This window comes from Methylorubrum salsuginis, from assembly GCF_900114375.1.
GTDB lineage: Bacteria > Pseudomonadota > Alphaproteobacteria > Rhizobiales > Beijerinckiaceae > Methylobacterium > Methylobacterium salsuginis.
Genome location: NZ_FOSV01000020.1, coordinates 1 through 20,540 on the forward strand (window position 1 = coordinate 1; position 20,540 = coordinate 20,540).

Sequence of the window (20,540 nt, forward strand, 5' to 3'; positions counted from 1 at the left end):
TCCGCGATCTCGTTGATGAAGGTGATCTTGGTCGCCAGGAACGCGTTGGCGGCGTACTTGGTCAGCTCCGCCGTGCGACGGCCCGTCACGAGGATCGGCGCCGCGTTGAGGTAGAGCGGCCGGTAGACCTCGCGCATCACCTCCGCCGCCCGCTCGTCCTCGGCGCCGATGACGATGCGGTCGGGCACCTTGAAGTCGCCGATCGCCGCGCCCTCGCGCAGGAACTCGGGGTTGGAGGCCACCCCGACCTCGGCGTGCGGGTTGGCCTCGCGGATGATCCGCTCGACCTCGTCGCCGGTGCCGACCGGCACGGTCGATTTGGTCACCACCACCGTGTACCCGGTCACCGCCTGCGCGATCTCACGCGCCGCCGCGTAGACGTAGGACAGGTCGGCAAAGCCGTCGCCGCGCCGCGAGGGCGTGCCCACCGCGATGAACACCGCATCGGCGCCGGCCACCGCCGGCTTCAGGTCCGTGGTGAAGGACAGGCGCTTGGCCCGGACGTTGTCGGCCACCAGCGTCTCGAGACCCGGCTCGTAGATCGGCATGCGGCCCGCCTCCAGCGCCGCGATCTTCTGCGGGTCCTTGTCGACGCAGATCACCTCGTGACCGAAATCCGCAAAGCACGCCCCCGACACGAGACCGACATAGCCCGAACCAATCATCGCTATCCGCATCGAAGATCCTCTCTGGCGTGTCGTTCGGGCCGGCCGAACGGATTGCGACCGCTGCCGGCGCGATCGGTGACGTCGTGCGCCGACGATCCCGGTGCATCGGGGCCGCGCGATGGGGCGGGGATTTCCGAACCCCGCCCCCGTGTCAATACGGGACGGTCCGTTCGCCTCCCGGATCAGGCATCGCGGTAATGCTCCCGATACCACGCCACGAAGGCGGCGATGCCGGTCTCCAGCGGCGTCTCGGGTACGTGCCCGATCAGGGTTTCGAGGAGTTCCGTGCTGGCATGGGTGCGGACCACGTCGCCCGGCGGCAACGGCTTGAGGATGCGGTGGGCCTTGCGGCCCAGGGACATCTCCAGGGCGGCGATCATCGCATCGAGCCGCACCGGGCGGCCGCCGCCGATATTGACGAGGCGGTAGGGTGCGACGTCGCTCAGGCTGTCGGCCTCGCCGACCGGAGCCCCCTGCGACGGCAGGGGCGGGGGACATTCCGACAGCCGCAGGATCGCATCGACGAGATCGTCGATATAGGTGAAGTCGCGCTCGGCCGCGCCCTCGCCGAACACCTCGATCGGCTCGCCCGCCAGGATCTTTTGGGTGAACAGGAACAGGGCCATGTCGGGCCGGCCCCAGGGCCCGTAGACGGTGAAGAAGCGGAACGCCGTCGTCGGCACCGAGAACAGGTGCGCGTAGGAATGCGCCATCGCCTCGGTGGCGATCTTGGAGGCGGCGTAGAGCGTCAGCGGCGTGACCGAGCGGTCCGTCTCGCGGAACGGCATCTGGGTGTTGCCGCCATAGGCCGAACTCGTCGAGGCCACCATCAGGTGGCGCACCGGATGCGCCCGCACCGCCTCCAGCAGATTGGCGGTGCCGACGAGGTTGGCATCGACGTAGGAGCCCGGATTGATCAGGCTGTAGCGTACGCCCGCCTGGGCCGCGAGGTGGAAGACGAGGTCCGGCTTGGCCGCGGCAAACGCGTCGATCAGCGCGCCCGGCGTCTGCAACTGCGCCTCGACTTCCGTGAACCCGTCGAAGCGCGCGAGGTCGCGGTGGCGCATCCGCTTCAGCTCGACGTCGTAATAGTCCGAGAACCCGTCGAAGCCGGTGACGCGACAGCCTCGGCTCAGCAGGCGGCGGCTGAGGGCGTGGCCGACGAAGCCTGCCGAGCCTGTGACGAGAGCGCGCATGCCGTGCCGAAAACCTCTCCAGATGGTGGCGCGGATACCATCCCGGTTCCGGGGTCGCAAGGAAACGCGGGGAAATGCCCGGGCCTCACGAGAGGCCCGGGCCGACGGCCCGAGTGCCGAAGGGGCCCACCTTCCGGCTCGCGACCTCTTCGGGTGGCGTCCTTCGGAAAAGGCGCTTTACCATCGGTCGAGAAACCAACCGGACTCGGACATTTGCTCTGTGCGCAGGGCGCCTGCGACCGAGGCGGGGCTTGCTTGTGACGCAAAGCGGCTTACTTACGACCGATCAACGGTCTGCCCGATTCGACTTTTCCTTCCGCGACTGCGTAGCCTCGGCCGATGGTCTGCGGGCTTCGGCGTTCCGGAGGAACAAGGACGGCCGTGACTCCCTCCCCAGCGGGCATCGCCCCGCCCTCGCACCGACGTCAGCGAGTCTCACAATACCGAGTGTCGATCCGATGAACCAGCTTTTCCGCCTGCCGCAGATCGGTGAGGCCAACCCGATCGCGGAGCCGTCCGCCGACTTCCGGGTGCCGTTCGCGCAGTCCGGCGCCTTCGTCTGCAAGTTCATCATCGGCGAACCGAGCGATCAGGCCGTCTGCTGCGGCGCGCCCGTGGCCGACGGCAAGAGCTGGTGCGCCTATCACCGCCGCATCGTGTTCGAGCCGACCCGACCCGGCCGCATCCGCTGAGACGGTCGATCGTCCCGCCGACCTCAAAAGGGCGCCGCACTCACGGAGTGCGGCGCCCTTTTTCATATGCGCGTTTGCCGTGCCGCGTCGGCTTTCGGGCCGATACTCAATCGTAGAAGTCGTCGCCGCCGAGCGGCGAGAGGCGCCGCACCACGATACCGTCCGGGTAGGCGTAGCTGCGCGAGCGCATGACGAGGTATCCCGCCGACCGCGCCTGGGCGATACGGCGTGCCTGGGCGTCCGGCCCGTCATAGGCCGAGGGACCGGCTCCGTAGCGCTCGTAGGCCGGCATCGGATCGGCATAGCCGTAGACCGGGCGGCGGATGCTGCGGGGCCGGGACGCCTGACGCCCCCGCAGGTACGACGGCGGCAGCCGTTCGCTCATGCGCCGCGGGCGTTCGACCGAACGTTGCGATATCGCCGGACGCTCGACCACGCTGCGCCGCGGCATGCGGACGCCGCGGGCTTCGGCCTCACGCTCCGCCGTCGAGCGGGCAACGGCGCGCCGGATCTGCTCCTGGCGCTGCTCGGCCTGCGTCGGGGCGACGGGCGGCGGCGAGGATTGCGGGGGCGAGGATCGAGGCGGCGCGGGTGGGTCCTGCCGAGCCTGCGTCGGCGCGTTCCGCTCCGGCTCCGGTGCCCGCTCGGTCCGGGCGGGCTCCGGCGGCTTCGGTTCCGCGGGCTTCGCCACCTCCTGCGGAGCGGTGCGGGCGGGCGGATCGGTCCAGCTCGTTCCCTCGCCGTCACCCTCGGCCGAGGCCGCCCCGGAAGCGAGGCAGGCGGCAAGAGCGAGACACAACGAAAAGCGGCCGCTCGACATGGACACGCCCTCGGGCTGACGGAAGGAAGGGGCTCGCCGGCCCCCTTCGCGTCCTGCGATGAAGCGAACGAAAAATTAACCCCGAACGGTCCGGCCGTCCACGGGAAAAGCAGGCGCCGACCTCAACCCCCGACGGGCCTCCTTCGATCCCCTCGGCTCACCGTCATGGCGAAGTCAAATCACGAGCGATCAATCGGAACCGGACCCGTCCGTCGGCGGCAAGGTGCGGTAGCGCCGCGCGGCATAGAGCAGGCTTGCGCCGGATCCGACGTCTTCCGGGCGCAGCGCCAGGGCCACGACCTCGCAGAGCAAAATCTCGTGCGTGCCGACCGTGGAGCGCTCGACGACGCGGCAATCGAACACGGCGAGCGCGCCGGGCAGGGTCGGCGCGCCGGTCGCGAGCGTCTCCCAGCGGGCGGTACCGAAGCGCTCGGAGCGCGGCAGCGCGCCGCCGAACGCCTCGGCAACGGGCCGCTGCTCGCTCGACAGGGTGTTGACGCAGACGGCGTCGTTGGCCCGGAACGCCGGATAGGCGGAGGCCGAGCGGTTGAGGCAGACCAGCAGGGTCGGCGGGCTGTCGCTGACGCTGCAGACGGCGGTCGCCGTGAAGCCGGCCCGGCCGCCGGGTCCGTCGGTGGTGACGAGATGCACCGCGCTCGCGATCCGCGCCATGGCCTCGCGATAGGCCGGCGCATCGACCGCGGGTTCGGGTGGGGGCATGGAGACGCGCCTCTCGGCCGGGAGGAGGAAGGGAAGAACGGCGGAGACGGATTCCCGCTTGAGCGAAGCTGTGGGCACGACGATCCTCCGAGGCAAGGCCGGACGGCGCGAAGACGCGTCGAGCCTGCCCAGGATCGGGGGCGGATTCTTCCCTGAAACCGGCGCTTGCTGCCGCAAACGGGCGAAAAAGCCTACGGCTCGCCCGCGTCGTCCTTCGCCTGCTCGCGGTCGCTGCGGATCGAGCGCTTCACCCTGACGAGCTGCCAGACCGCGATCCCCAGGATCGCCCCGAAGGCGAGGCCGATATCGAGTGCGGCGAAGCCGTGGTCGCTCACGAGGGCGCAGAGCGGCGGAAGGCGTCGCGTTCCTCCAACGTCTCGATCAGGTCGAGGACGCGCACCGCCTGACCGGAGAAGTCCCACCACGGCGGCAGACCGGAGGCGGCGGGCGGCACGGGATGGCGTTGCACTGCCTCGACCAGATAGGCGGTCTCGGGCAGGGGCGCGGCGAGCGCCTCGGCGGCGGTGACCGTCGGCAGGGCGGCGCGGGCGAGCAGCGCGGCCTTGCGGGAACCCGGCACGCGGGCGCGGCGGCTGACCGAATCGAGGCCGTTCGCCTCCACGGCGCGGCCGATCTCGGCGTAGATCAGGCGCGCCGCGCGGATCGCCGGGCGGCAGCCGAGCGGCAGCATGGCGATGCCGGGCTCGGACCGGGCGTAAAGCGACTCGGCCGCCGCTAGCAGGCGCGCCACGATCCGGCGCAGCGCGGGCGTCGCCTGCGGGTCGGCCAGGAAGGCGGCCGGATCGAGGCCGGCCTCCTCGAGCCAATCGAGGGGCAGGTAGAGGCGGCCGGCGCGGGCATCCTCGCCGACATCGCGGGCGATGTTGGTGAACTGCATGGCCACGCCAAGGTCGCAGGCGCGGGCGAGGGCCGCGGGATCGCGCACGCCCATGACGAGGCTCATCATGGCCCCGACCGCCCCGGCGACGCGGGCGCCGTAGGCCGAGAGTTCGGAGAGCGTGGCGTAGCGGCGCCCTCGAGTGTCCCAGGCGAGACCTTCGAGGAGCGCGCGGGGCAAGGCCTCCGGGATGGCGTGGGCGGTGAGTACGTCGGCCAGCGCCCGGTCGGCCGGGTGGTTCTCGGGGCGCCCGGCCTGGGCCAAGGCGAGGCGGCGTTCCAGACGGGCGAGCGCGGCGGCGCGGTCGCCGCCCGCCTCGTCCACCGCGTCGTCGGAGAGGCGGCAGAAGGCGTAGAGCCCATAGGCCGGGCGCCGCACCTTGGCCGGCAGCAGCATGGAGGCCGCGTAAAAACTCTTCGAGCCGGTGCGGATCGCCGCCCGGCAGGCGGCGTGGTCGGCCTCCGAGGCGGCGAGGGAGGCTTCAGACGGGAACGCGCGCATCCGGCACCACGGCATCGAGAACGCGTGCGGAAGACAGCACGCCCGGCAGGCCGGCACCGGGATGGGTCCCGGCACCGACGAGGAAGAGATTGGCCACGTCCTCCGACCGGTTGTGCGGTCGGAACCACGCGGATTGCGTCAGCACCGGCTCCAGGCCGAAGCCGGAGCCGCGGAAGCTCAGGAAATCGTCGCAAAAGTCCTGCGGCGTCGTCACCTTCGAGGTCACGAGCGATTCGGACAGGCCCGGCATCACGGTCGCTTCGAGATATCTTTCGATCTTTTGGCGGTACGGCTCGGCGAGCGCCGCCCAATCCTGGCCGCCGGCGAGGTTCGGCACCGGGGAGAGCACGTAGAAGGCGTCGCACCCCTCAGGCGCCAGCAGCGGGTCGGTCGCGGTCGGGCGATGGAGGTAGAGGCTGAAATCCTCCGCTAGGTGCTTGCGGTCGAAGATGTCGACGAGGAGTTCGCGATAACGCGGGCCCATCAGGATCGTGTGGTGATCGACGGAGCCGAACTTCCGGTTCGTGCCGAAATACCAGACGAACAACCCCATGGAGGAGGCGGCGCGCTCCAGCTTCCGCCTGCTCCAGCGGCGGGTCGTGCCGCCGAGCAGCTTCCGGTAGGTGGTGGCCGAATCGGCGTTCGAGACGACGATGTCGGCGGGAATCGTCTCGCCGCCCACCAGCGTCACGCCGGTCGCCGCCCCACCCTCGACACGGATCTGCGCCACGTCGGCGCCGCAGCGGATGGTGCCGCCCTGGCCCCGGATCAACCCGGCGAGGCCGTCGACTAAGCTCCCCGTCCCGCCCATGGCGAAGTGGACGCCCCATCGGCGTTCGAGGTGGGCGATCAGGCAGTAGATGCCGCTCGCCCGGAACGGATTGCCGCCGATCAGCAGCGGATGGAAGCTGAAGATCGTGCGCAGGCGCTCGTCGCGCAGGAAGCGGGCGACCACGTCGTAGACGCTGCGATGGCCGGACAGGCGCAGGAGGTCCGGCGCGATCCGCAGCATGCTCCCGAACCGATCGAACGGGACGTGGCCGAGCTCCTCGAAGCCAACGCGGCAGACGGCCTCGCTATGGGCCATGAAGCGCTCGTAGCCCTCGACATCGTCCGGCGAGAACCGGGCGACCTCGGCGCGCATCGCCGCGCGGTCGTCGCTGTAGGCGAAGCTCGATCCGTCCTCAAAACGGATGCGGTAGAACGGGCGCATCGGCACGAGCGCCACGTCCTGGGTCATCTCGCGCCCGCACAGGCGCCACAGCTCCTCGAACAGGAACGGCGCGGTGACGATGGTCGGGCCGGCGTCAAAGGTGAAACCGTCCTGCCGGTGGACGCGGGCGCGCCCGCCGGGCTGCTCCAGCCGCTCTAGCACGGTGACGCGGTAGCCCCGCGCCCCGAGCCGCACCGCCGCCGCCAACCCGCCGAAGCCTGAGCCGATCACGACCGCGTGCGGCCGGGTATCCGGGCCTCCCACGTCCATCGGCTTGACGGCGAGTGTCAACATGAGTTGACACTAACCACCGGGGCGCGAGGCGCGCAAGGGGTGTTTGAAGCGCGTCCCGACCGATCCAGCTTGGCGCCGCATCCCTCCGTCCTTGGGACGCGGAGCTTTGGCGGCCACGGTGATCAGGTGCCTGCGGCGGCCTCCGCAACGATGATCTCGGCGATGCGCCCCGGCGCTTCTTCGTGAGCGAGGTGGCCGAGCCCGCGCACCAGTTCGATGCGGGCGGCGGGAAGGCGGCTGCGCAGCGCGAAGGCGGTGTCGGGGCGAATCGCCTTGTCCTCGCTGCCGACGACGAGGAGGGTGCGGGTGGCGAGCCCCGGCAGATCGCGGTCGAGCGCCGCGAGGTCCCAATTCGCCATCATGCCGAGCGCGCCGGAGACGTGGCCGGCGCGGGTGAAGAGGCGGCGATAGAGGTCGAGCCCGGCTTGGTCGAGGCGCGAGCCGGTGCCGTCGATGAGCCGGCGGACCGCCGCCTTGTCGGCGCTCCAGGCGAAGATCTTTGGCGTCACCGGATTGACGAACAGCAGCCGGGCCATGCTGGGGAACAGGACGCTCGCAAGCCCCGGAAACGGCGTCAGCGCCCCGTTGAGCGCGACCAGGAGGTCGGGGGCGATGCGCCGATCGAGGCACATCCGGGCGAGCACGGCGGCGCCGGCCGAATGGCCGATGATGAGCTTAGGCGAAACCCCCAAAGCATCGGTCAGCCCGGCCACCGCTTCGGCCATGCCGGGCAGCGACAGGCGGCGGGCGGGAAGCGGATCGGTGAAGCCGTGGCCCGGCAGGTCGGGGGCGATGACGCGGTAGCGCGCGGCCAGCAGCGGCGCGAGGCCGCGCCAGGAATGGGTGGCAGCACCCGTGCCGTGCAGGAGCAGCAGGCCGGGTTTTTCCGCGGCGCCGAATTCCTGGATATGCCAGCGCAGGCCGGCGGCCTCGACGAAGCGGCTGGCGGCGCGATGGGGCCAGTCGCGGCCATCGCGCTCCCAAACGGGGCGGTCGTCTTCGAAAAGCGGCATGAAGAACCCTGCGCTCACGCGGTCGCCGCGCGCACGGCGGCGCGGACGCTCCCGGCATCCGCCATCGGCAGCGGGCAGTAGCGTGCCTGCGCGGCCTCCGCGAGGGCACGCGCTCCGTCGGGCCGAGCGCCGGTGTCGATGACCAGGGTGCGCAGGCCGTGATGCCGGATCGCCCGGCCGGCGGCGAGCGCTTCCTCGCCCGCGAGCGCCCGGCCGCCCAGACCGGACCGGGCGACGTTGGCGCGCCCATCGGTGAGGAGCACCACGACCGGCGTGCCGCCGGCCCGGCGCACGGCGAGCCCCAGCGCCATCGCGGCATCGAGCCCCGCCGCGAGCGGGGTGCCGCCGCCGCCGGGCAGGCCCGCGAGGGCGCGCTTGGCCCGCACCAGCGAGCGCGTCGGCGGCAGCAGGATTTCGGCGCCCGCGCCGCGGAAGGCCACCAGGGCCACCCGGTCGCGCCGGACATAGGCTTCGGCGAGCAGCAGTTCGACCGCGCCCTTGGCCTCGGCCAGCCGCTCCAGAGCCGCGGAGCCCGAAGCATCGACGCAGAAGATCGCCGTGGTTTCGCTGTGTTGGCGGAAGCGGCGGATGCGGAAATCCTCCGGGGCGACGATCACGCGGCGGGTCTCGCCCGGCCCCCGGCGCAGGCCCTGCCAGGGGGCCGCTTGGCGCAGGGTCGCGATCAGATCGAGCCGCCCGCGGCGCGGATCCCCGGGCCGGCTTCCCACCGGCCGCCCCTTGTGCTGCGAGGCCGCCGCCGCGCCCTTGCGGCCGGCTTCGGCCCTGCGGAGCGAGGGGCCGCCCGCGAGCAGTCGCGCCAGCAGATCCTTCGGAATCGCCGCCTGGGCGGCCTCGATCACGACCTCGTCGAGGCTTTTTGGGGTTCGGGAGGCTTCCTCCGCCTCCGTCTCCGTCTCCGTCTCCGGGGCTGACGCATCGTCCGGCTGGGTCTGCTTGTCCGGTGGCGGTTCCGCCTGTTCCCCCGGGGGGGGCTCCTCGCCATCCGGCGGCGGTTGGGGCGCCGGAAGCCGCGTCGCGCGCGGGGCCAGGACGAGGCGGGCGGCCTCCATCAGAGCAGCGTCGTCGGGTGTGCCGCCCGCGGCGATCCGGGCGGCCCGCAGGGCCAGGAGCGGCGCCCGCAGGGAGGCGATGCCGAGCGCCGCGGCGGCGGTGCAGAGGATCGCGACGGGATCGTCCCGGATTTCGGCAGGGAGATGCCCTGCAACCTTCCCGTCCTCCCCCCCGTCCTGAGATTTGGCTTCGGCGGCCTCGAAGGGGGCCCCCAGCCGGCCTTGCGATACTTCGAGCCCTTCTTCGAGCTCTCCGCTTCGCCTCGGCACCTCCGGATGAGGATGTGCGTCGGCGAGGGAGGCGGTGATTTCTGCCTCACGCAGGCTGACGCCGGTCAGATCGATGCGAAACGCCAGCCGGTCGGCCAGCGCCTCGGCGACCGCCTCGTCCTCGATCCCCTCGTCGAGCAGCACGAGACCGATCCGGGCCGGCAGGCGGGCGGCGAGGCCGTCGCGCTCCAGGGCCACGATGCCGGCATCGAGGGCCGAGGCGAGGCGGGCGACGATGCCCGGCTCCAGCCGCTCGGCCATCGGCACGACCACGACGCCGCCATCGGCCTCCGCGAGCAGGCCGCTCTGGGCCACGGGACGGCCGGCGCGGAGCGTCGCGGGCAGATCGAGCCCACCGATCAGGCGGTCGTCGCCGATGCCCGGCGGCAGGCGGCGGATCGGGCCGGCGACCTGCGCCCGCAACAGCGCGAGCCAGCGGTCGCGCACCGGGCCGGCCCCGGCGCGCAGCACGAGGCCGCCGAGGCCGTGCGGGTCGGCCGCGAACAGCGCGAGAGCCCGAAGGGCGTCGTCCCAGGCGGAGGTCGGTTCGGGCTCCGCCAAGGCGTCAGCGCCGAAACAGCGGGTGCTCGACCCGATCCCCGGCCCGGATGCCGAGCTTGGCCGCGGTGCCGGCGTTCAGTTCGAGCACGGCGAGCACCGGCTCGCCCGAGGGGATGATCTGCGTCGACAGCGGCTCGGTGTCGGCGGCGATGCGGGCGATCGAGCCGTCGGAGCGGATGAATACCATGTCCAAGGGGAGGTAGGTGTTCTTCATCCACATGTTGACCGGCAGCGGGCGCTCGAAGTCGAACAGCATCCCGTGATCCGCCGCCATGGTGCGGCGATACATCAGGCCCTTGGCCCGCTGTGCGTCGTTGCGCATCACCTCGACGTCGAAGGCGCGGCGGCCGTCCTTGGTGGCGATGGCCAGCGGCTCGGTCGGGGCCTGTTCGGCGGCGGCGGCCGGCTGTTCGGCGCGGGCGGCGGCGAGCGGCAGGGCGAGCGCCGCGAGGCAGGCGAGAACGGTCTTCGAGGGAACGCGCACGAAAGCACCTCGTCAGTGGGAGGCCGGAAGCGCCCCGTCGACGAGGCGGACTTCCGCCGCCATAGCACCCTTCGAGCCGTCGCCGTAACGCACCAGCACCGTCTCGCCGGGTTTCAGCTCGGCGATGCCGTAGCGGCGCAGGGTCTCCATGTGGACGAAGATGTCCGGCGTGCCCTCGCCGCGGCTGACGAAGCCGAAGCCGCGCAGGCGGTTGAACCACTTCACCACCGCGGTCTCCAGGCCGCTCGTCGGCGTCACCGAGACGTGGGTGCGCGGCATCGGCAGTTCGGAGGGGTGCAAAGCCGTGGATTGATCGAGGGAGATCACCCGGAAGGTCTGCCAGCCGCGGGCGCGGCGCACCGCCTCGACCACGATCCGGGCACCCTCGCTCGCGGCCTGGTGCCCGTCGCGGCGCAGGCAGGTGATGTGCAGCAAGACATCCGGCGAGCCGTCGTCCGGCACGATGAAGCCGAAGCCCTTGGACACGTCGAACCACTTGATGCGGCCCGAAATCTCCACGAGGTCGAGCGGCGGCTCGGCCTCCGGCCCATGGTCGAGGTCCCGTGCGGAATCCGGGGACTCCGTAGACCGGGCGAGACCCGGACCGGCTCCGTAATCGTTCGACATGTAAGCAACCCGTGCCGAATCGCGCCGCGCAATTCCGCGGCTACGTTAACAAAGTCCCGACACCCGGAAAGCCCGTTTGACCGGCAACGGGACATTCGGCGGATGCAATTTTGCTCGCCATGGCGGCGGCGCCTCACTGAAGTCGCGCAAGGTTGGCCAAGGATCGGGCAGGCGACGACATGCCTCATCCTCGCTCCGGCCGGAGCGAGATGGTAGGGCCGCCGCATGCTCGTCTCTTCGCCTACCGCCGCCGCGCCGCGCGGTCGCATCGATGCCCTCGACGTCGCCCGCAGCGTCGCGCTCGCCGCGATGGCGAGCTACCACACCCTATGGGACCTCGGTTTCCTCAGGCTGACGCCGGAGAACTTTGCCCTGACGCCGCCGGGCCGGCTGGCGGCCCATGTGATCGCCGGCTCGTTCCTGCTGCTGGTCGGCATCGGGCTCGTGTTGGCCAACGGCCGGGGCGTGCGGTTCGGCCGCTTCGTCGCACGGATCGCCCGCATCGGCGGCGCGGCGGCGCTGATCACGGTCGCGACCTATTTCGCCTTTCCCGACAGCTACATCTTCTTCGGCATCCTGCACTGCATCGCCCTGTCGAGCCTGCTCGGCCTGCCCTTCGTGTTCGCCCCGGTGTGGCTCACGGCGCTCACCGCGATGGCGGTGCTGCTCGCCCCCTCGCTGATCGCCCATCCGCTGCTCGACGCGCCGGAGCTGTTCTTCCTCGGGCTCGGGCGGCTGCGGCCGGACACCAACGATTGGGTGCCGCTGTTTCCCTGGTTCGGGATCGTGCTCGCCGGCATCGCCCTCGCACGGCTCGGCGGACCGGCGGCCCTTACCGGACGCCTCGCCCGCTGGCGCGCCCACAGCGGCCCGGCACGGGCGGCGGCTTTGGCCGGGCGCCACAGCCTCGCGATCTATCTGATCCACCAGCCGGTCCTGCTGGCGGTCCTCTACGGTGTGGTGAGCCTCACCGGCCCGCATCCGCGGGCGGGCGCCGCGAGTTTTCGGGCGACCTATGCGGCGAACTGCGTTCGCACCGGCGGCGGCGCGGAATCCTGCCGGGTCGCGGCGCGCTGCACCGAGCGGGCCCTGCGGCGGGAGGGGCTTTGGGGGCTCGGCGCGCCCTACACGGCCGAGCAGCGGGCGCAGGCGCAAGGATTGTCGCAGGCGTGCTACGAGGCGGCCGAGGGGACGGCGCCGGCGCCGTGAGCGGACAGGGGCGCCCTCCGATCACAGCCTCTGGCGATGGACCGAACGCCGCCTCGGCATCTTCCCGCACCGCACCGGCCGCCGCTACAAGGGCGGAAGGGATATCGCGGGGGACCTCGGCCATGAAGCGATCGGTGCAGCGGGCGATCGTCGGGGTCGGGCTCGGCTTGATGCCGGGGGCGGCGATCGCTCTGGAGCGGGCGCCGTTGCCGTCCGAGGCGCCGATGGAGGCCTGTCCCGGGCAGGGCGCGGGGTTCGCGCGGATTCCCGGCACCTCCACCTGCCTGCGCGTGTCGGGGCGGGTCGCCGCCGGCGTTGAAACCGGGACACACGGGACCGCGGCGCCGGTGCGCGGTCGCTTCTCGGTGGATACGCGCTCCGACAGCGATCTCGGGCCCGTGCGCTCGTTCCTGCGGCTGGATGCCGGGCATCGCTGATGCTTCGGCCCGCCGTCGGAAGCGCGCTTATGGAAGAAGCCGTTACGGCCGAATAGCGAGGTGACGGCGAGGCCGTCGATCAATCGTCGCGGTAGACCCGCTCGCGGCGCTCGTGGCGCTCCTGGGCTTCGAGCGAGAGGGTGGCGATGGGGCGGGCGTCGAGGCGCTTGAGGGAGATCGGTTCGCCGGTCTCCTCGCAGAAGCCGTAGGAGCCGTCCTCCAGGCGGGCGAGCGCCGCGTCGATCTTGCTCGTCAGCTTGCGCTGGCGGTCGCGGGCGCGGAGCTCGATGGAGCGGTCGGTCTCCGAGGACGCCCGGTCGGCGAGATCGGGATGGTTCTCGTTCTCGCTCTGCAACGCGGTCAGGGTGTCCTGCGCCTCACGCAGGATCTCGCTCTTCCAGCTGAGGAGCTTGCGCCGGAAATACTCCCGTTGCCGCTCATTCATGAAGGGCTCGTCGTCGGAGGGCCTGTAGCCGTCCTCGATCGTGACCTTCGCCATTCTCACGCCCTCGCGCTCCCTGCCGGTCAGCGGCGATCTCGGGCAGCGCTATAATCGAGGCGGGCGTACACCACAACGCGCCCGGGCCACTGCGTGCCGGTTCGGGCGAAATGCCTCCGGCGTTGCGGCAAACACGTCACGGTTCGGCCTGCAGGAGGGGGCAGCGGACCATCCCGATGAAGGTTACGTCTATTCAGGGTTGTCTTCGTAAGCCTGCGGCGTCACCTCCGGGCGCAGGCCGCTCCGCGAGCCTCCGAACCGCCGCAAATGCGTCAGCCACGGTTCACCGGGCCAGGGATAGCTTGATCAAAAATCGCTTCGTGGTTGTTTGCGAGTTCCTCGGTTCTGTGAACACTGGGAACGCTCTCGCGTGACGTGTTTGTCCGAGGCTCAAGCCCCATCATATCCTGTGACTTCCGCTGGCAGGCGGTCGGCCTGATCCCTGCAGGCCGCGATCCGACCGATCTCTCCCGAGCATTGGAACCCTCGGGTCAAATCGCCCAGAACTGGGTTGTCGCAGCTGACCATTTCGAGGATCGCCGCAAAGCCCAGCCGCTGGCGGTCGATCCTAGCCTGACGGCAACCAAGCGCCACGAGCTTGTCAGGCGGCGCCACAGAACCGGTGCCTCCCTATCGTTGGTTGCTCAGCGCTGATGGGGGCAGCGTCGTCTGGTCCGGCTGGATGCCCGATGAAAGCGGGGCGCCGTCGTCGCGTGGTGCCAGATGGGCGAGGACCGTGTCGCGGTAGCGGGTGAGGCCCTTGTATTCGACGAGTTCGGGCGGCAGCGTCGTCAGCACCCGGTTCAGGCGCTTGCGCCACTTCTCCACGCGCTCGATGTCCTTGAGGCTGAGCAGATAGCAGCGGATTCCGAAGAGGATCGCGTTGGAACGCGGCAGCCGGAACAGGGTCTGCAGCTCGACCCGCAGATGCACCTTTTCGGAGACGTTGTCCGGCGTCACCGTGGTCCGGTCCGGGCCCCAATCGGGGTAGTTCTCCGGCGAGGTGTCGAGACGCGGGTTGATCGTCATGGTCCAGTTCAGGCGTCGGACCGGATGGCCGTATTGCAGGCGGAGGAGAAAGCGAAGCGCCCGGTCGAACACGCCGATGTCGTGGGCGAGCGGCACAGGCCCGTGCCATTCGTGGAAACTCATGCCGATGTCGAAGTCGAGCGACCAGTCGGCCTGCGTCGTCACCATGCCGCCATCGACGAAGAGGTTGTCGTCGCGCTGATCCTGCAGAGTGAAGTCCCCTTGCGCCTGCCGGGTGATGTACTCGAACGGCGGGCAGGGCAGCGTCTCGGGCCTTCCGAACACGAAGGTCTGTTCGATGCCGAGCGGGCGGTTGATCCAGCGCCAAGTGTCGCCGTTCTTCTCCAGGCTGAAATGCTCCGGATAATCGGCCGCAAAACTCTCCATCAGCAATTCGAGCGTGTCCCACTGCGCCGGCATCATGTGCGGCAGCACTTGGCAGCGGCCGGGATCGTCGGCGAGCACCAGCGCCCGCTCGCGGCACTCGGCGACGTAATGCTCGTCGATGTCGAAGGCATGGGCAAAGGCCGGATTCGGGCCGCCACGGGTGTGGGGCTCGATGTTGACCGAGTACATGTACCTGTCTTCGCCGAACGGAAAGGGAAAGCGCAGCACGCCGGCATCGCTGTTGACGTAGGAGAAGCTTTCGCGGAAGCGCTCGTCTTTGCGGAACTGGATATTCATCGAAGAATCTCCTCGGCATTTTATCGGCATGCCCGGCGGATGCCTGCTGCCGCGCCGTCGCGCGGGCAGGCTGCGACGAGAAAGGTCATCGCAGTCTGGAATTACAGATCGAGTACGAGCGCGTCGGAGCGCGCCCGCGAGACGCAGGTGGCGATCAGGCGGCCGCCCGCGCGCTCCTCCTCGGTCAGCACGTGGTCGCGGTGCTCGATCGCGCCATCGATCACGCGCGTGAGGCAGACGCCGCAAGCGCCGCCGCGGCACAGGCAGGGCGCCTCGACGCCCGCCGTCTCCAGGGCTTCGAGCAGGCTCTGCGATTCCGAAACCGGAACGGTGCGGCCGGAACGGGCGAGGGTGACGGTGAAGGGTGCGCCGCCCTCGGCGCTCCCAAAACTCTCCTTGTGGATCGCCCCGCTCGGCCAGCCGGCCGCGAAAGCCGCCGCCTCGACCGCCGCCATCAGGCGCTCCGGGCCGCAGGTATAGACATGCGTCCCGAGCGGCTGGTCGGCGAGGATGCCGGCGACCGAGCGCCGGTTGGTTCGGCCATGGATCATCGCCATGCCGCCCGCCTCGGCGAGGAGGCCGGCAAAGACCTCGCTCTCGTCGTCGGTGCAATACTGGTGCAGCTCGAACGCGGCGCCCCGAGCCCGCAGCACCGGAAGGTACGAGAGGAACGGCGTGAGCCCGATGCCGCCGCCGATCAGGATGTGGCGGCGGGCCAGGCTCGCGATCGGAAACAGGCTCGTCGGCGGGCCGATTTCGACGGGATCGCCGGGCTTGAGATGGTCATGCAAGAAGTGCGAGCCGCCGCGGGAGGCCTCCACCCGGCGCACGATGATGGCGTAAGAATCCCGCTGCTCCGGTGGCGTCACCAGGGAATAGGCGTTCTTCCAAATGCGCTCGGGGCCCCGCAGGGTGACGAGGATGTGGGCGCCCGGCGCCGCGGTGGGGAAGCGCCCGCGCTCGGGCACGAACCGCACCCGCTTCAGCGTCGGGCTCAGAGGGTCGATGCCGGCCACGCGGGCCGTCAGGGGCGCGTCGAGGATCATGGATAGGCCCGCTCCGCCGGGGGCACGTCGCCCGGCTGCTCGGCGTCGACCTTGACGCCCTGGAACGCCGAGAGCCGGCGCGAGAAGTGATCGCGCACGAACAGATTCGCGCCGCAGCCGGCGCAGCGCACGATCGTGGTCGAGACGCCCTCGTTGAGAGTCTTGCAGTGGACGCACTGGACCCGGCGGGCGAGCGTGCCGGCCTGTTTCAGGAACACTTCCTGCCGCCCGAGGCCGTGTTCCTGCGCGATCCCGAACACGTCCCAGAGAAAATCCTCCGGCCCCTCGGCGTAGAGGCGAAGGCCCATCCGCTCGGTGGCGAGGCGCCGGGCCAGCGTCGCCTTGAGCTGGCTCGCCGAGCGGAAGCGGCGCTCGCCCTCGCGCTCGGGCGGGGTGCGGGTGCCCTCGGCGGTTGGAGGGCCGACGCTCCATCCTTCGAGCGGGCCGTCGCACAGGGCGGGCGGCGGCGGCTCGGCACCGGCCGAAACGTAGAGGTGGCGCCGCCCCGACGGATCGCGGCGCAGGGCGGCATAGATCGGTCGGCTCTTGATGCCCTGATCGGTCATCGTAAACCCTGCGGATGGAGGGGGAAGGCATCGGCCCGGCCGATGCGCCGGGCGGGAGCGGCGGAGACCGTCGCGCTCCACCGTCGAAGTTCTTTGTGAGAACGATAATTTCTCAAAGAGAATGAGAATGTCAATCGCCCGCGCGATGAATGCGGAGGTGTTTCGGGCATCTCCGCCCGATCCGCGGGATCGGCCATGGACTTGCGGCCCGATTCGGATCGGTGAAAATCTGAGAGACGCAGTCATCCCGGCCGCTCGCCCGGACTCTCACTGAGCAGATTGCCCCGACATTCTCCACTCTGCTCAATTCGACGGCATGAGGAGCACAAGACCCCATGGCGGCTCGGGAATCTGCTTGACAGCCCTAGCCCATGAGGAAATGAATATTCCCATCGAGAACTGAAGCGGGATGCGCCCCGCCGAGGTTCGCGCGTCCGGAAATGAAGGGCCGCCGACGCCGCGGGTCGCTTCCTCGGAAGACGATCTCTCGTTCATCCTCGTTTTCGAGCAGCCTTCGGCAGTCGATGCCGAGTGGAACGGCCCCATGCGACTGAATTTCCCTCGACGTTCCGCCTGAGGGCGGCGGCCGACGCGCGCCGAATGTCCTGCCGCTCCCCGCGGCCGGGCGGCGGTCGCCCGCTCCACCCGTGCGGCCGAACCCATCGAGACGACCCGATCCGGAAGCCGCGGGCTCCCGGTCACTCCTATCCTGTTCGGGAGAACCCACGATGAGTGCTGGAATCACGTCGTCCCCATCGGTCGCGCCGACGGTCCCTATCGCCCCGACGGCGGAGCCGGGGCAGCTTCACCGCAGCATCAACTGGACCGGGGCCTTCTGGGTCGCGAGCGGCGTGCCGGCGCTGGTGCTGTTCTCGGTCGGCGGCATCGCCGGCAATACCGGTAAGCTCGCCTTCCTGATCTGGACCCTGTCGATGCTGATGGGCTTCATCCAGTCCTTCACCTACGCCGAGATCGCCGGGCTGTTTCCCAACAAGTCGGGCGGCGCCTCGGTCTACGGCGCGGCGGCCTGGGTGCGCTACTCGAAGCTGATTGCGCCGCTCTCGGTCTGGTGCAACTGGTTCGCCTGGAGCCCGGTGCTGTCCCTCGGCTGCTCGATCGCGGCCTCCTACATCATCAACGCTCTGGCGCCCGCGCCGACGGCGGGTTCGCCCGCGGTGGTGCAGTGGCTGGCTGCGCAGGGCGCGAGTCTCCAGGGCACGGAGGCGGAAAAACTCGCCGCGGCGGTGGCGGCGGTCTCGCCGTCCTTACGGACCTGGACGTTGTTCTCCACGACGCTCGGACCGGTCTCGCTCTCGCTCAACGCGGCCTTCGTCATCGGCGCCGTGCTGATGCTCGCCGTCTTCGCCGTGCAGCACCGGGGCATCCTCGGCACCGCCAACGTGCAGAAGTGGATCGGCCTGCTCGTGATCGTGCCGATGTTCATCGTCGGCGTGGTGCCGCTGCTGCTGCACGGGGTGAACTGGAGCAACTTCACGCCGCTGGTGCCGCTCGCTGCCCCCGCCGCGCCCGAGCCGGGCAGCTGGAACGTCACCGGCTGGACCCTGGTGCTCGGCGGGATGTTCATCGCCGCGTGGTCGACCTACGGCTTCGAGACCGCGATCTGCTACACCAGCGAATTCAAGGATCCGAGCCGCGACACCTTCAAGGCGATCTTCTATTCGGGCCTGCTCTGCCTCGCCCTGTTCACCCTGGTGCCCTTCACCTTTCAGAGCATGCTCGGCGTCGAGGGGATGCTGGAGCCCTCGGTGGTGGACGGCTCGGGCGTCGCGGCGGCGCTCGCCCACATGGTCGGCGGCGGTCCGATCATCGAGAGCGTCCTCGTGATGCTGATGATCCTCGCCCTGATCCTGTGCATCATGACGGCGATGGCCGGCTCCTCGCGCACCCTCTATCAGGGCTCGATCGACGGCTGGTTGCCGCGCTACCTCTCCCGCGCCAACGAGCACGGCGCGCCCACCGCGGCGATGTGGACCGATCTCGGCGTGAACCTCCTGGTGCTGGCCATCGCCTGCGCCGATGTGACGAGCTTCTTCTTCATCCTCGCCGTGTCGAATTGCGGCTACATCATCTTCAACTTCCTCAACCTCAACGCCGCCTGGATCCACCGCATCGACTCGGCCGAAGTGCCGCGTCCGTACCGGGCGCCGCGCATCGTGCTGGTGCTCGGCGGCGTCTTCGCCTTCGTCAACGTGGTCTTCATGGGCGCGGGCGCGAAGGTGTGGAATCCGGTCGCCCTCTGGGCCGGGCTGATCACCGCGGCGCTGATCCTGCCGGTGTTCCTGTTCCGCCACTACGTGCAGGACGGCGGCAAGTTTCCCCACGAGACCTTCGAGGATCTCCGTGTCGGCCCGGCGGGCGCGCGGAGCGCCAAGCGGGCCGGGATGCTGCCCTACCTGACGCTGGTCGCGGGCGTCGCGGTGCTGCTGATCTCGAACTGGTTCTTCACGCTGTAGGAGTGACATAGGATCGATCACAGCGCTAACGCGCATCCCCTCTCCCCGCGTGCGGGGAGAGGGAGGAAGCGGCTGAGACCGAAGCGATCAGTTCGAGAAGCGGAAGCGTTCAGGCCGACGGAAAGAACGGGCTGAACTTCTTCACCAGATCGCGCTCCGAGGTCACTTCCGCCTTGCGGTAGATCCGCAGCTTGCAGTTCTTGATCGTGCCCTTGCTGATCGCCAATCCTTGCGCGATCTGCCCCGTGGCCTGCCCCTTCATGGTGAGCGTGAGGATGTCGCGCTCACGCGGGGTCAGCGCCTGGAGGATCTGCGCGGCGGCCCGATACTCGACCGAGTCGGCGGGTGCGGCCGTCCCCAGGTCCCGCTTGGCCTCCAGCGTGAAGATGCGCCCGCCCGGTGCCAGGGGGAAATCCCGGTCGAACGGCTCGCTCTTCAGGAGGTAGTCGCGCCCTTGCAGCGTCGTCAGGCCCTCCGCGCCGTCGAGGGCGGCGATGAGCGGCAGGATCGAGCCGTCCGCGGCCACCGCCTCGCGCCAGGAGGCGTTGGAAAACACCTCGACGGCGTGCCGGTCGCGAATCAGGGTCGGGCGGGTGACGACCTCGCTGACGCCCGGGCCGCCGGTGCGCAGCTGGTTGAACAGCTGCCCGAGATGGCTGCGGTGATAGCCTTCCAGGGCCGGGAAGATCAGCTTGGCCCGCGCGATGTCGGCTTTGGAGAAGCTGCCCTTTTCGCGCTCCAAAAAGAGCCCGAAGCAGCAATGCCCGACGGTGGAGAAGAACATCCCGATCTCGTCGGCGATGTTGGCCGTCGGCGTGAAGATCTTGGTGTAGAGGATCGCCTCCGGTCCCTCCGCGGCGATCTCCGACAGGGTCACGACACCCGGCTGCCCGTTGCGTTTCCAGCGGGCCGAGAACGGATCGAGATACTGGCCCTTCTCGTCGTAGAAGGCGACGATCTCGTCCGGCACGCTCGAGGTGTAGAGCACGTCCGGCGGCGCGACCCGCGAATAGCGGATGATCCAGCTCGAATCGTGGCGGATGCAGAGGCCCGCCAGATGCAGCAGCTTGCGGTGAAAGCTGTCCGAGCCGATCGAGGCCGCGACCTCGCCGAGCTGCGCGAACCATTCCGCGTCGGTCAGCCGGACGGGCTCGGTTCTGCGCACACCGTCGGCCAAGGCCGGCCCGGACATCACGGAAGGGGATGGCGGCAAGGAACGGTGCCTCCGATTCGTATCCCGGTCGTCGCCGACCGGACGACTGATTTCGCCGCCCGGCCCGGCTTCATGCCTCGCGTTTAAGCAAGACGCATGCGGATGAGGCGCCTCTGCCGGCATCCCCATCACAATCACGCCGCGCGGCTCGACCGAATGGTGCCAACAGTCACCATTGCCCGATTATTCCGGCCAGGTCTAAAAATTTCCTGCCAAGAAAAACTCGGCGAGGGGGCGCAATCCCCTCGCGAGCCTGCACCCCCGGCGGCCCTTCTCTGCGCCGGGACTCGTGCCGGCCGCCCGACGATCCGACGCCGCACCGGGCTCATCCCCGGCGCGGCCGGAACATTCTGAAC

20 protein-coding genes are annotated in these 20,540 nt (G+C 70.0%); 4 read left to right on the top strand and 16 right to left on the bottom strand.

Translation table 11 applies throughout. The features are described from left to right. Together BM140_RS19405 and BM140_RS19410 are read right to left on the bottom strand one after the other, a co-directional pair. A partial coding sequence (locus BM140_RS19405; protein ID WP_131803897.1) for a UDP-glucose dehydrogenase family protein occupies window positions 1–677 on the bottom strand: 677 nt, incomplete at its 3' end. A gap of 173 nt (window positions 678–850) precedes the next feature. Then, entirely contained in the window at window positions 851–1,864 is a 1,014-nt protein-coding gene (locus BM140_RS19410) for an NAD-dependent epimerase/dehydratase family protein (RefSeq protein WP_091950156.1), read from the bottom strand. Window positions 1,865–2,322: 458 nt separating this feature from the next. Here BM140_RS19410 and BM140_RS19415 point away from each other — a divergent pair, with 458 nt between their 5' ends. After that, window positions 2,323–2,556, top strand: a complete 234-nt coding sequence (locus BM140_RS19415; protein WP_091950158.1) for a hypothetical protein — start codon at window positions 2,323–2,325, stop codon at window positions 2,554–2,556. A gap of 106 nt (window positions 2,557–2,662) precedes the next feature. Here the strand turns inward: BM140_RS19415 and BM140_RS19420 are convergent, their stop codons facing one another. From BM140_RS19420 to BM140_RS19455, 9 genes are all read right to left on the bottom strand, one after another. Next, window positions 2,663–3,376, bottom strand: a complete 714-nt coding sequence (locus BM140_RS19420) for a hypothetical protein (RefSeq protein WP_091950160.1) — start codon at window positions 3,374–3,376, stop codon at window positions 2,663–2,665. A 189-nt stretch (window positions 3,377–3,565) separates the two neighbouring features. Beyond that, a complete protein-coding gene (locus BM140_RS19425; RefSeq protein WP_091950162.1) occupies window positions 3,566–4,096 on the bottom strand; it encodes a flavin reductase in 531 nt (176 codons plus the stop codon). A gap of 191 nt (window positions 4,097–4,287) precedes the next feature. Beyond that, entirely contained in the window at window positions 4,288–4,431 is a 144-nt protein-coding gene (locus tag BM140_RS25960) for a hypothetical protein (protein WP_165616502.1), read from the bottom strand. Then, a complete protein-coding gene (locus BM140_RS19430) occupies window positions 4,428–5,495 on the bottom strand; it encodes a phytoene/squalene synthase family protein (protein ID WP_091950164.1) in 1,068 nt (355 codons plus the stop codon). The genes BM140_RS25960 and BM140_RS19430 overlap by 4 nt, the downstream gene beginning before the upstream one ends. Then, a complete protein-coding gene (locus BM140_RS19435; protein WP_091950167.1) occupies window positions 5,476–7,002 on the bottom strand; it encodes a phytoene desaturase in 1,527 nt (508 codons plus the stop codon). Before BM140_RS19435 ends, BM140_RS19430 begins: the two co-directional genes overlap by 20 nt. Window positions 7,003–7,124: 122 nt before the next feature. Then, window positions 7,125–8,015, bottom strand: coding sequence for an alpha/beta fold hydrolase BchO (gene bchO / locus BM140_RS19440; protein ID WP_091950169.1), 891 nt, complete (start codon window positions 8,013–8,015; stop codon window positions 7,125–7,127). A gap of 14 nt (window positions 8,016–8,029) precedes the next feature. Continuing rightward, the gene (locus tag BM140_RS19445) at window positions 8,030–9,916 is read right to left on the bottom strand and encodes a magnesium chelatase subunit D (protein WP_091950171.1); all 1,887 of its coding nucleotides are present in this window, start codon (window positions 9,914–9,916) and stop codon (window positions 8,030–8,032) included. 4 nt (window positions 9,917–9,920) lie between these two features. Next, window positions 9,921–10,400: a DUF192 domain-containing protein gene (locus BM140_RS19450; RefSeq protein WP_091950173.1), complete on the bottom strand. Its 480-nt coding sequence runs from the start codon at window positions 10,398–10,400 to the stop codon at window positions 9,921–9,923. 12 nt (window positions 10,401–10,412) lie between these two features. Beyond that, a complete protein-coding gene (locus BM140_RS19455) occupies window positions 10,413–11,027 on the bottom strand; it encodes a cold-shock protein (RefSeq protein ID WP_091950176.1) in 615 nt (204 codons plus the stop codon). A gap of 225 nt (window positions 11,028–11,252) precedes the next feature. On the opposite strand from BM140_RS19455, the gene BM140_RS19460 reads away from it, so the two are divergent. Further along, window positions 11,253–12,236: a heparan-alpha-glucosaminide N-acetyltransferase gene (locus BM140_RS19460; RefSeq protein ID WP_091950178.1), complete on the top strand. Its 984-nt coding sequence runs from the start codon at window positions 11,253–11,255 to the stop codon at window positions 12,234–12,236. 122 nt (window positions 12,237–12,358) lie between these two features. After that, window positions 12,359–12,673 carry a porin gene (locus BM140_RS19465; protein ID WP_091950180.1) on the top strand — a complete coding sequence of 105 codons (315 nt, stop codon included), beginning with the start codon at window positions 12,359–12,361 and terminating at the stop codon, window positions 12,671–12,673. A 79-nt stretch (window positions 12,674–12,752) separates the two neighbouring features. Here BM140_RS19465 and dksA read toward each other — a convergent pair whose 3' ends face one another. From dksA to BM140_RS19485, 4 genes are all read right to left on the bottom strand, one after another. Further along, a complete protein-coding gene (dksA, locus tag BM140_RS19470) occupies window positions 12,753–13,172 on the bottom strand; it encodes an RNA polymerase-binding protein DksA (RefSeq protein ID WP_091950182.1) in 420 nt (139 codons plus the stop codon). Between the two features lie 630 nt (window positions 13,173–13,802). After that, entirely contained in the window at window positions 13,803–14,885 is a 1,083-nt protein-coding gene (locus BM140_RS19475) for a heme-dependent oxidative N-demethylase family protein (protein ID WP_091950184.1), read from the bottom strand. Window positions 14,886–14,986: 101 nt separating this feature from the next. Continuing rightward, on the bottom strand, window positions 14,987–15,931 hold the full coding sequence (locus BM140_RS19480) for a PDR/VanB family oxidoreductase (protein ID WP_091950186.1): 945 nt from the start codon (window positions 15,929–15,931) through the stop codon (window positions 14,987–14,989). Continuing rightward, entirely contained in the window at window positions 15,928–16,497 is a 570-nt protein-coding gene (locus tag BM140_RS19485) for a dimethylamine monooxygenase subunit DmmA family protein (RefSeq protein ID WP_091950188.1), read from the bottom strand. Before BM140_RS19485 ends, BM140_RS19480 begins: the two co-directional genes overlap by 4 nt. Window positions 16,498–17,225: 728 nt before the next feature. Here BM140_RS19485 and BM140_RS19490 point away from each other — a divergent pair. Further along, window positions 17,226–18,971 carry a trimethylamine N-oxide permease gene (locus tag BM140_RS19490; RefSeq protein ID WP_091950190.1) on the top strand — a complete coding sequence of 582 codons (1,746 nt, stop codon included), beginning with the start codon at window positions 17,226–17,228 and terminating at the stop codon, window positions 18,969–18,971. 109 nt (window positions 18,972–19,080) lie between these two features. Here the strand turns inward: BM140_RS19490 and BM140_RS19495 are convergent, their stop codons facing one another. Then, a complete protein-coding gene (locus BM140_RS19495; protein WP_244535515.1) occupies window positions 19,081–20,136 on the bottom strand; it encodes a helix-turn-helix transcriptional regulator in 1,056 nt (351 codons plus the stop codon). Window positions 20,137–20,540 lie beyond the last annotated feature (404 nt).

Bases quoted from the DNA above. Each gene is read 5' to 3' on its own strand.
- BM140_RS19410 (WP_091950156.1), bottom strand. From the start codon at position 1,864: ATGCGCGCTCTCGTCACAGGCTCGGCAGGCTTCGTCGGCCACGCCCTC.
- BM140_RS19415 (WP_091950158.1), top strand. From the start codon at position 2,323: ATGAACCAGCTTTTCCGCCTGCCGCAGATCGGTGAGGCCAACCCGATC.
- BM140_RS19420 (WP_091950160.1), bottom strand. From the start codon at position 3,376: ATGTCGAGCGGCCGCTTTTCGTTGTGTCTCGCTCTTGCCGCCTGCCTC.
- BM140_RS19425 (WP_091950162.1), bottom strand. From the start codon at position 4,096: ATGCCCCCACCCGAACCCGCGGTCGATGCGCCGGCCTATCGCGAGGCC.
- BM140_RS19430 (WP_091950164.1), bottom strand. From the start codon at position 5,495: ATGCGCGCGTTCCCGTCTGAAGCCTCCCTCGCCGCCTCGGAGGCCGAC.
- BM140_RS19435 (WP_091950167.1), bottom strand. From the start codon at position 7,002: ATGTTGACACTCGCCGTCAAGCCGATGGACGTGGGAGGCCCGGATACC.
- bchO (WP_091950169.1), bottom strand. From the start codon at position 8,015: ATGCCGCTTTTCGAAGACGACCGCCCCGTTTGGGAGCGCGATGGCCGC.
- BM140_RS19455 (WP_091950176.1), bottom strand. From the start codon at position 11,027: ATGTCGAACGATTACGGAGCCGGTCCGGGTCTCGCCCGGTCTACGGAG.
- BM140_RS19460 (WP_091950178.1), top strand. From the start codon at position 11,253: ATGCTCGTCTCTTCGCCTACCGCCGCCGCGCCGCGCGGTCGCATCGAT.
- BM140_RS19465 (WP_091950180.1), top strand. From the start codon at position 12,359: ATGAAGCGATCGGTGCAGCGGGCGATCGTCGGGGTCGGGCTCGGCTTG.
- dksA (WP_091950182.1), bottom strand. From the start codon at position 13,172: ATGGCGAAGGTCACGATCGAGGACGGCTACAGGCCCTCCGACGACGAG.
- BM140_RS19475 (WP_091950184.1), bottom strand. From the start codon at position 14,885: ATGAATATCCAGTTCCGCAAAGACGAGCGCTTCCGCGAAAGCTTCTCC.
- BM140_RS19480 (WP_091950186.1), bottom strand. From the start codon at position 15,931: ATGATCCTCGACGCGCCCCTGACGGCCCGCGTGGCCGGCATCGACCCT.
- BM140_RS19485 (WP_091950188.1), bottom strand. From the start codon at position 16,497: ATGACCGATCAGGGCATCAAGAGCCGACCGATCTATGCCGCCCTGCGC.
- BM140_RS19490 (WP_091950190.1), top strand. From the start codon at position 17,226: ATGAGTGCTGGAATCACGTCGTCCCCATCGGTCGCGCCGACGGTCCCT.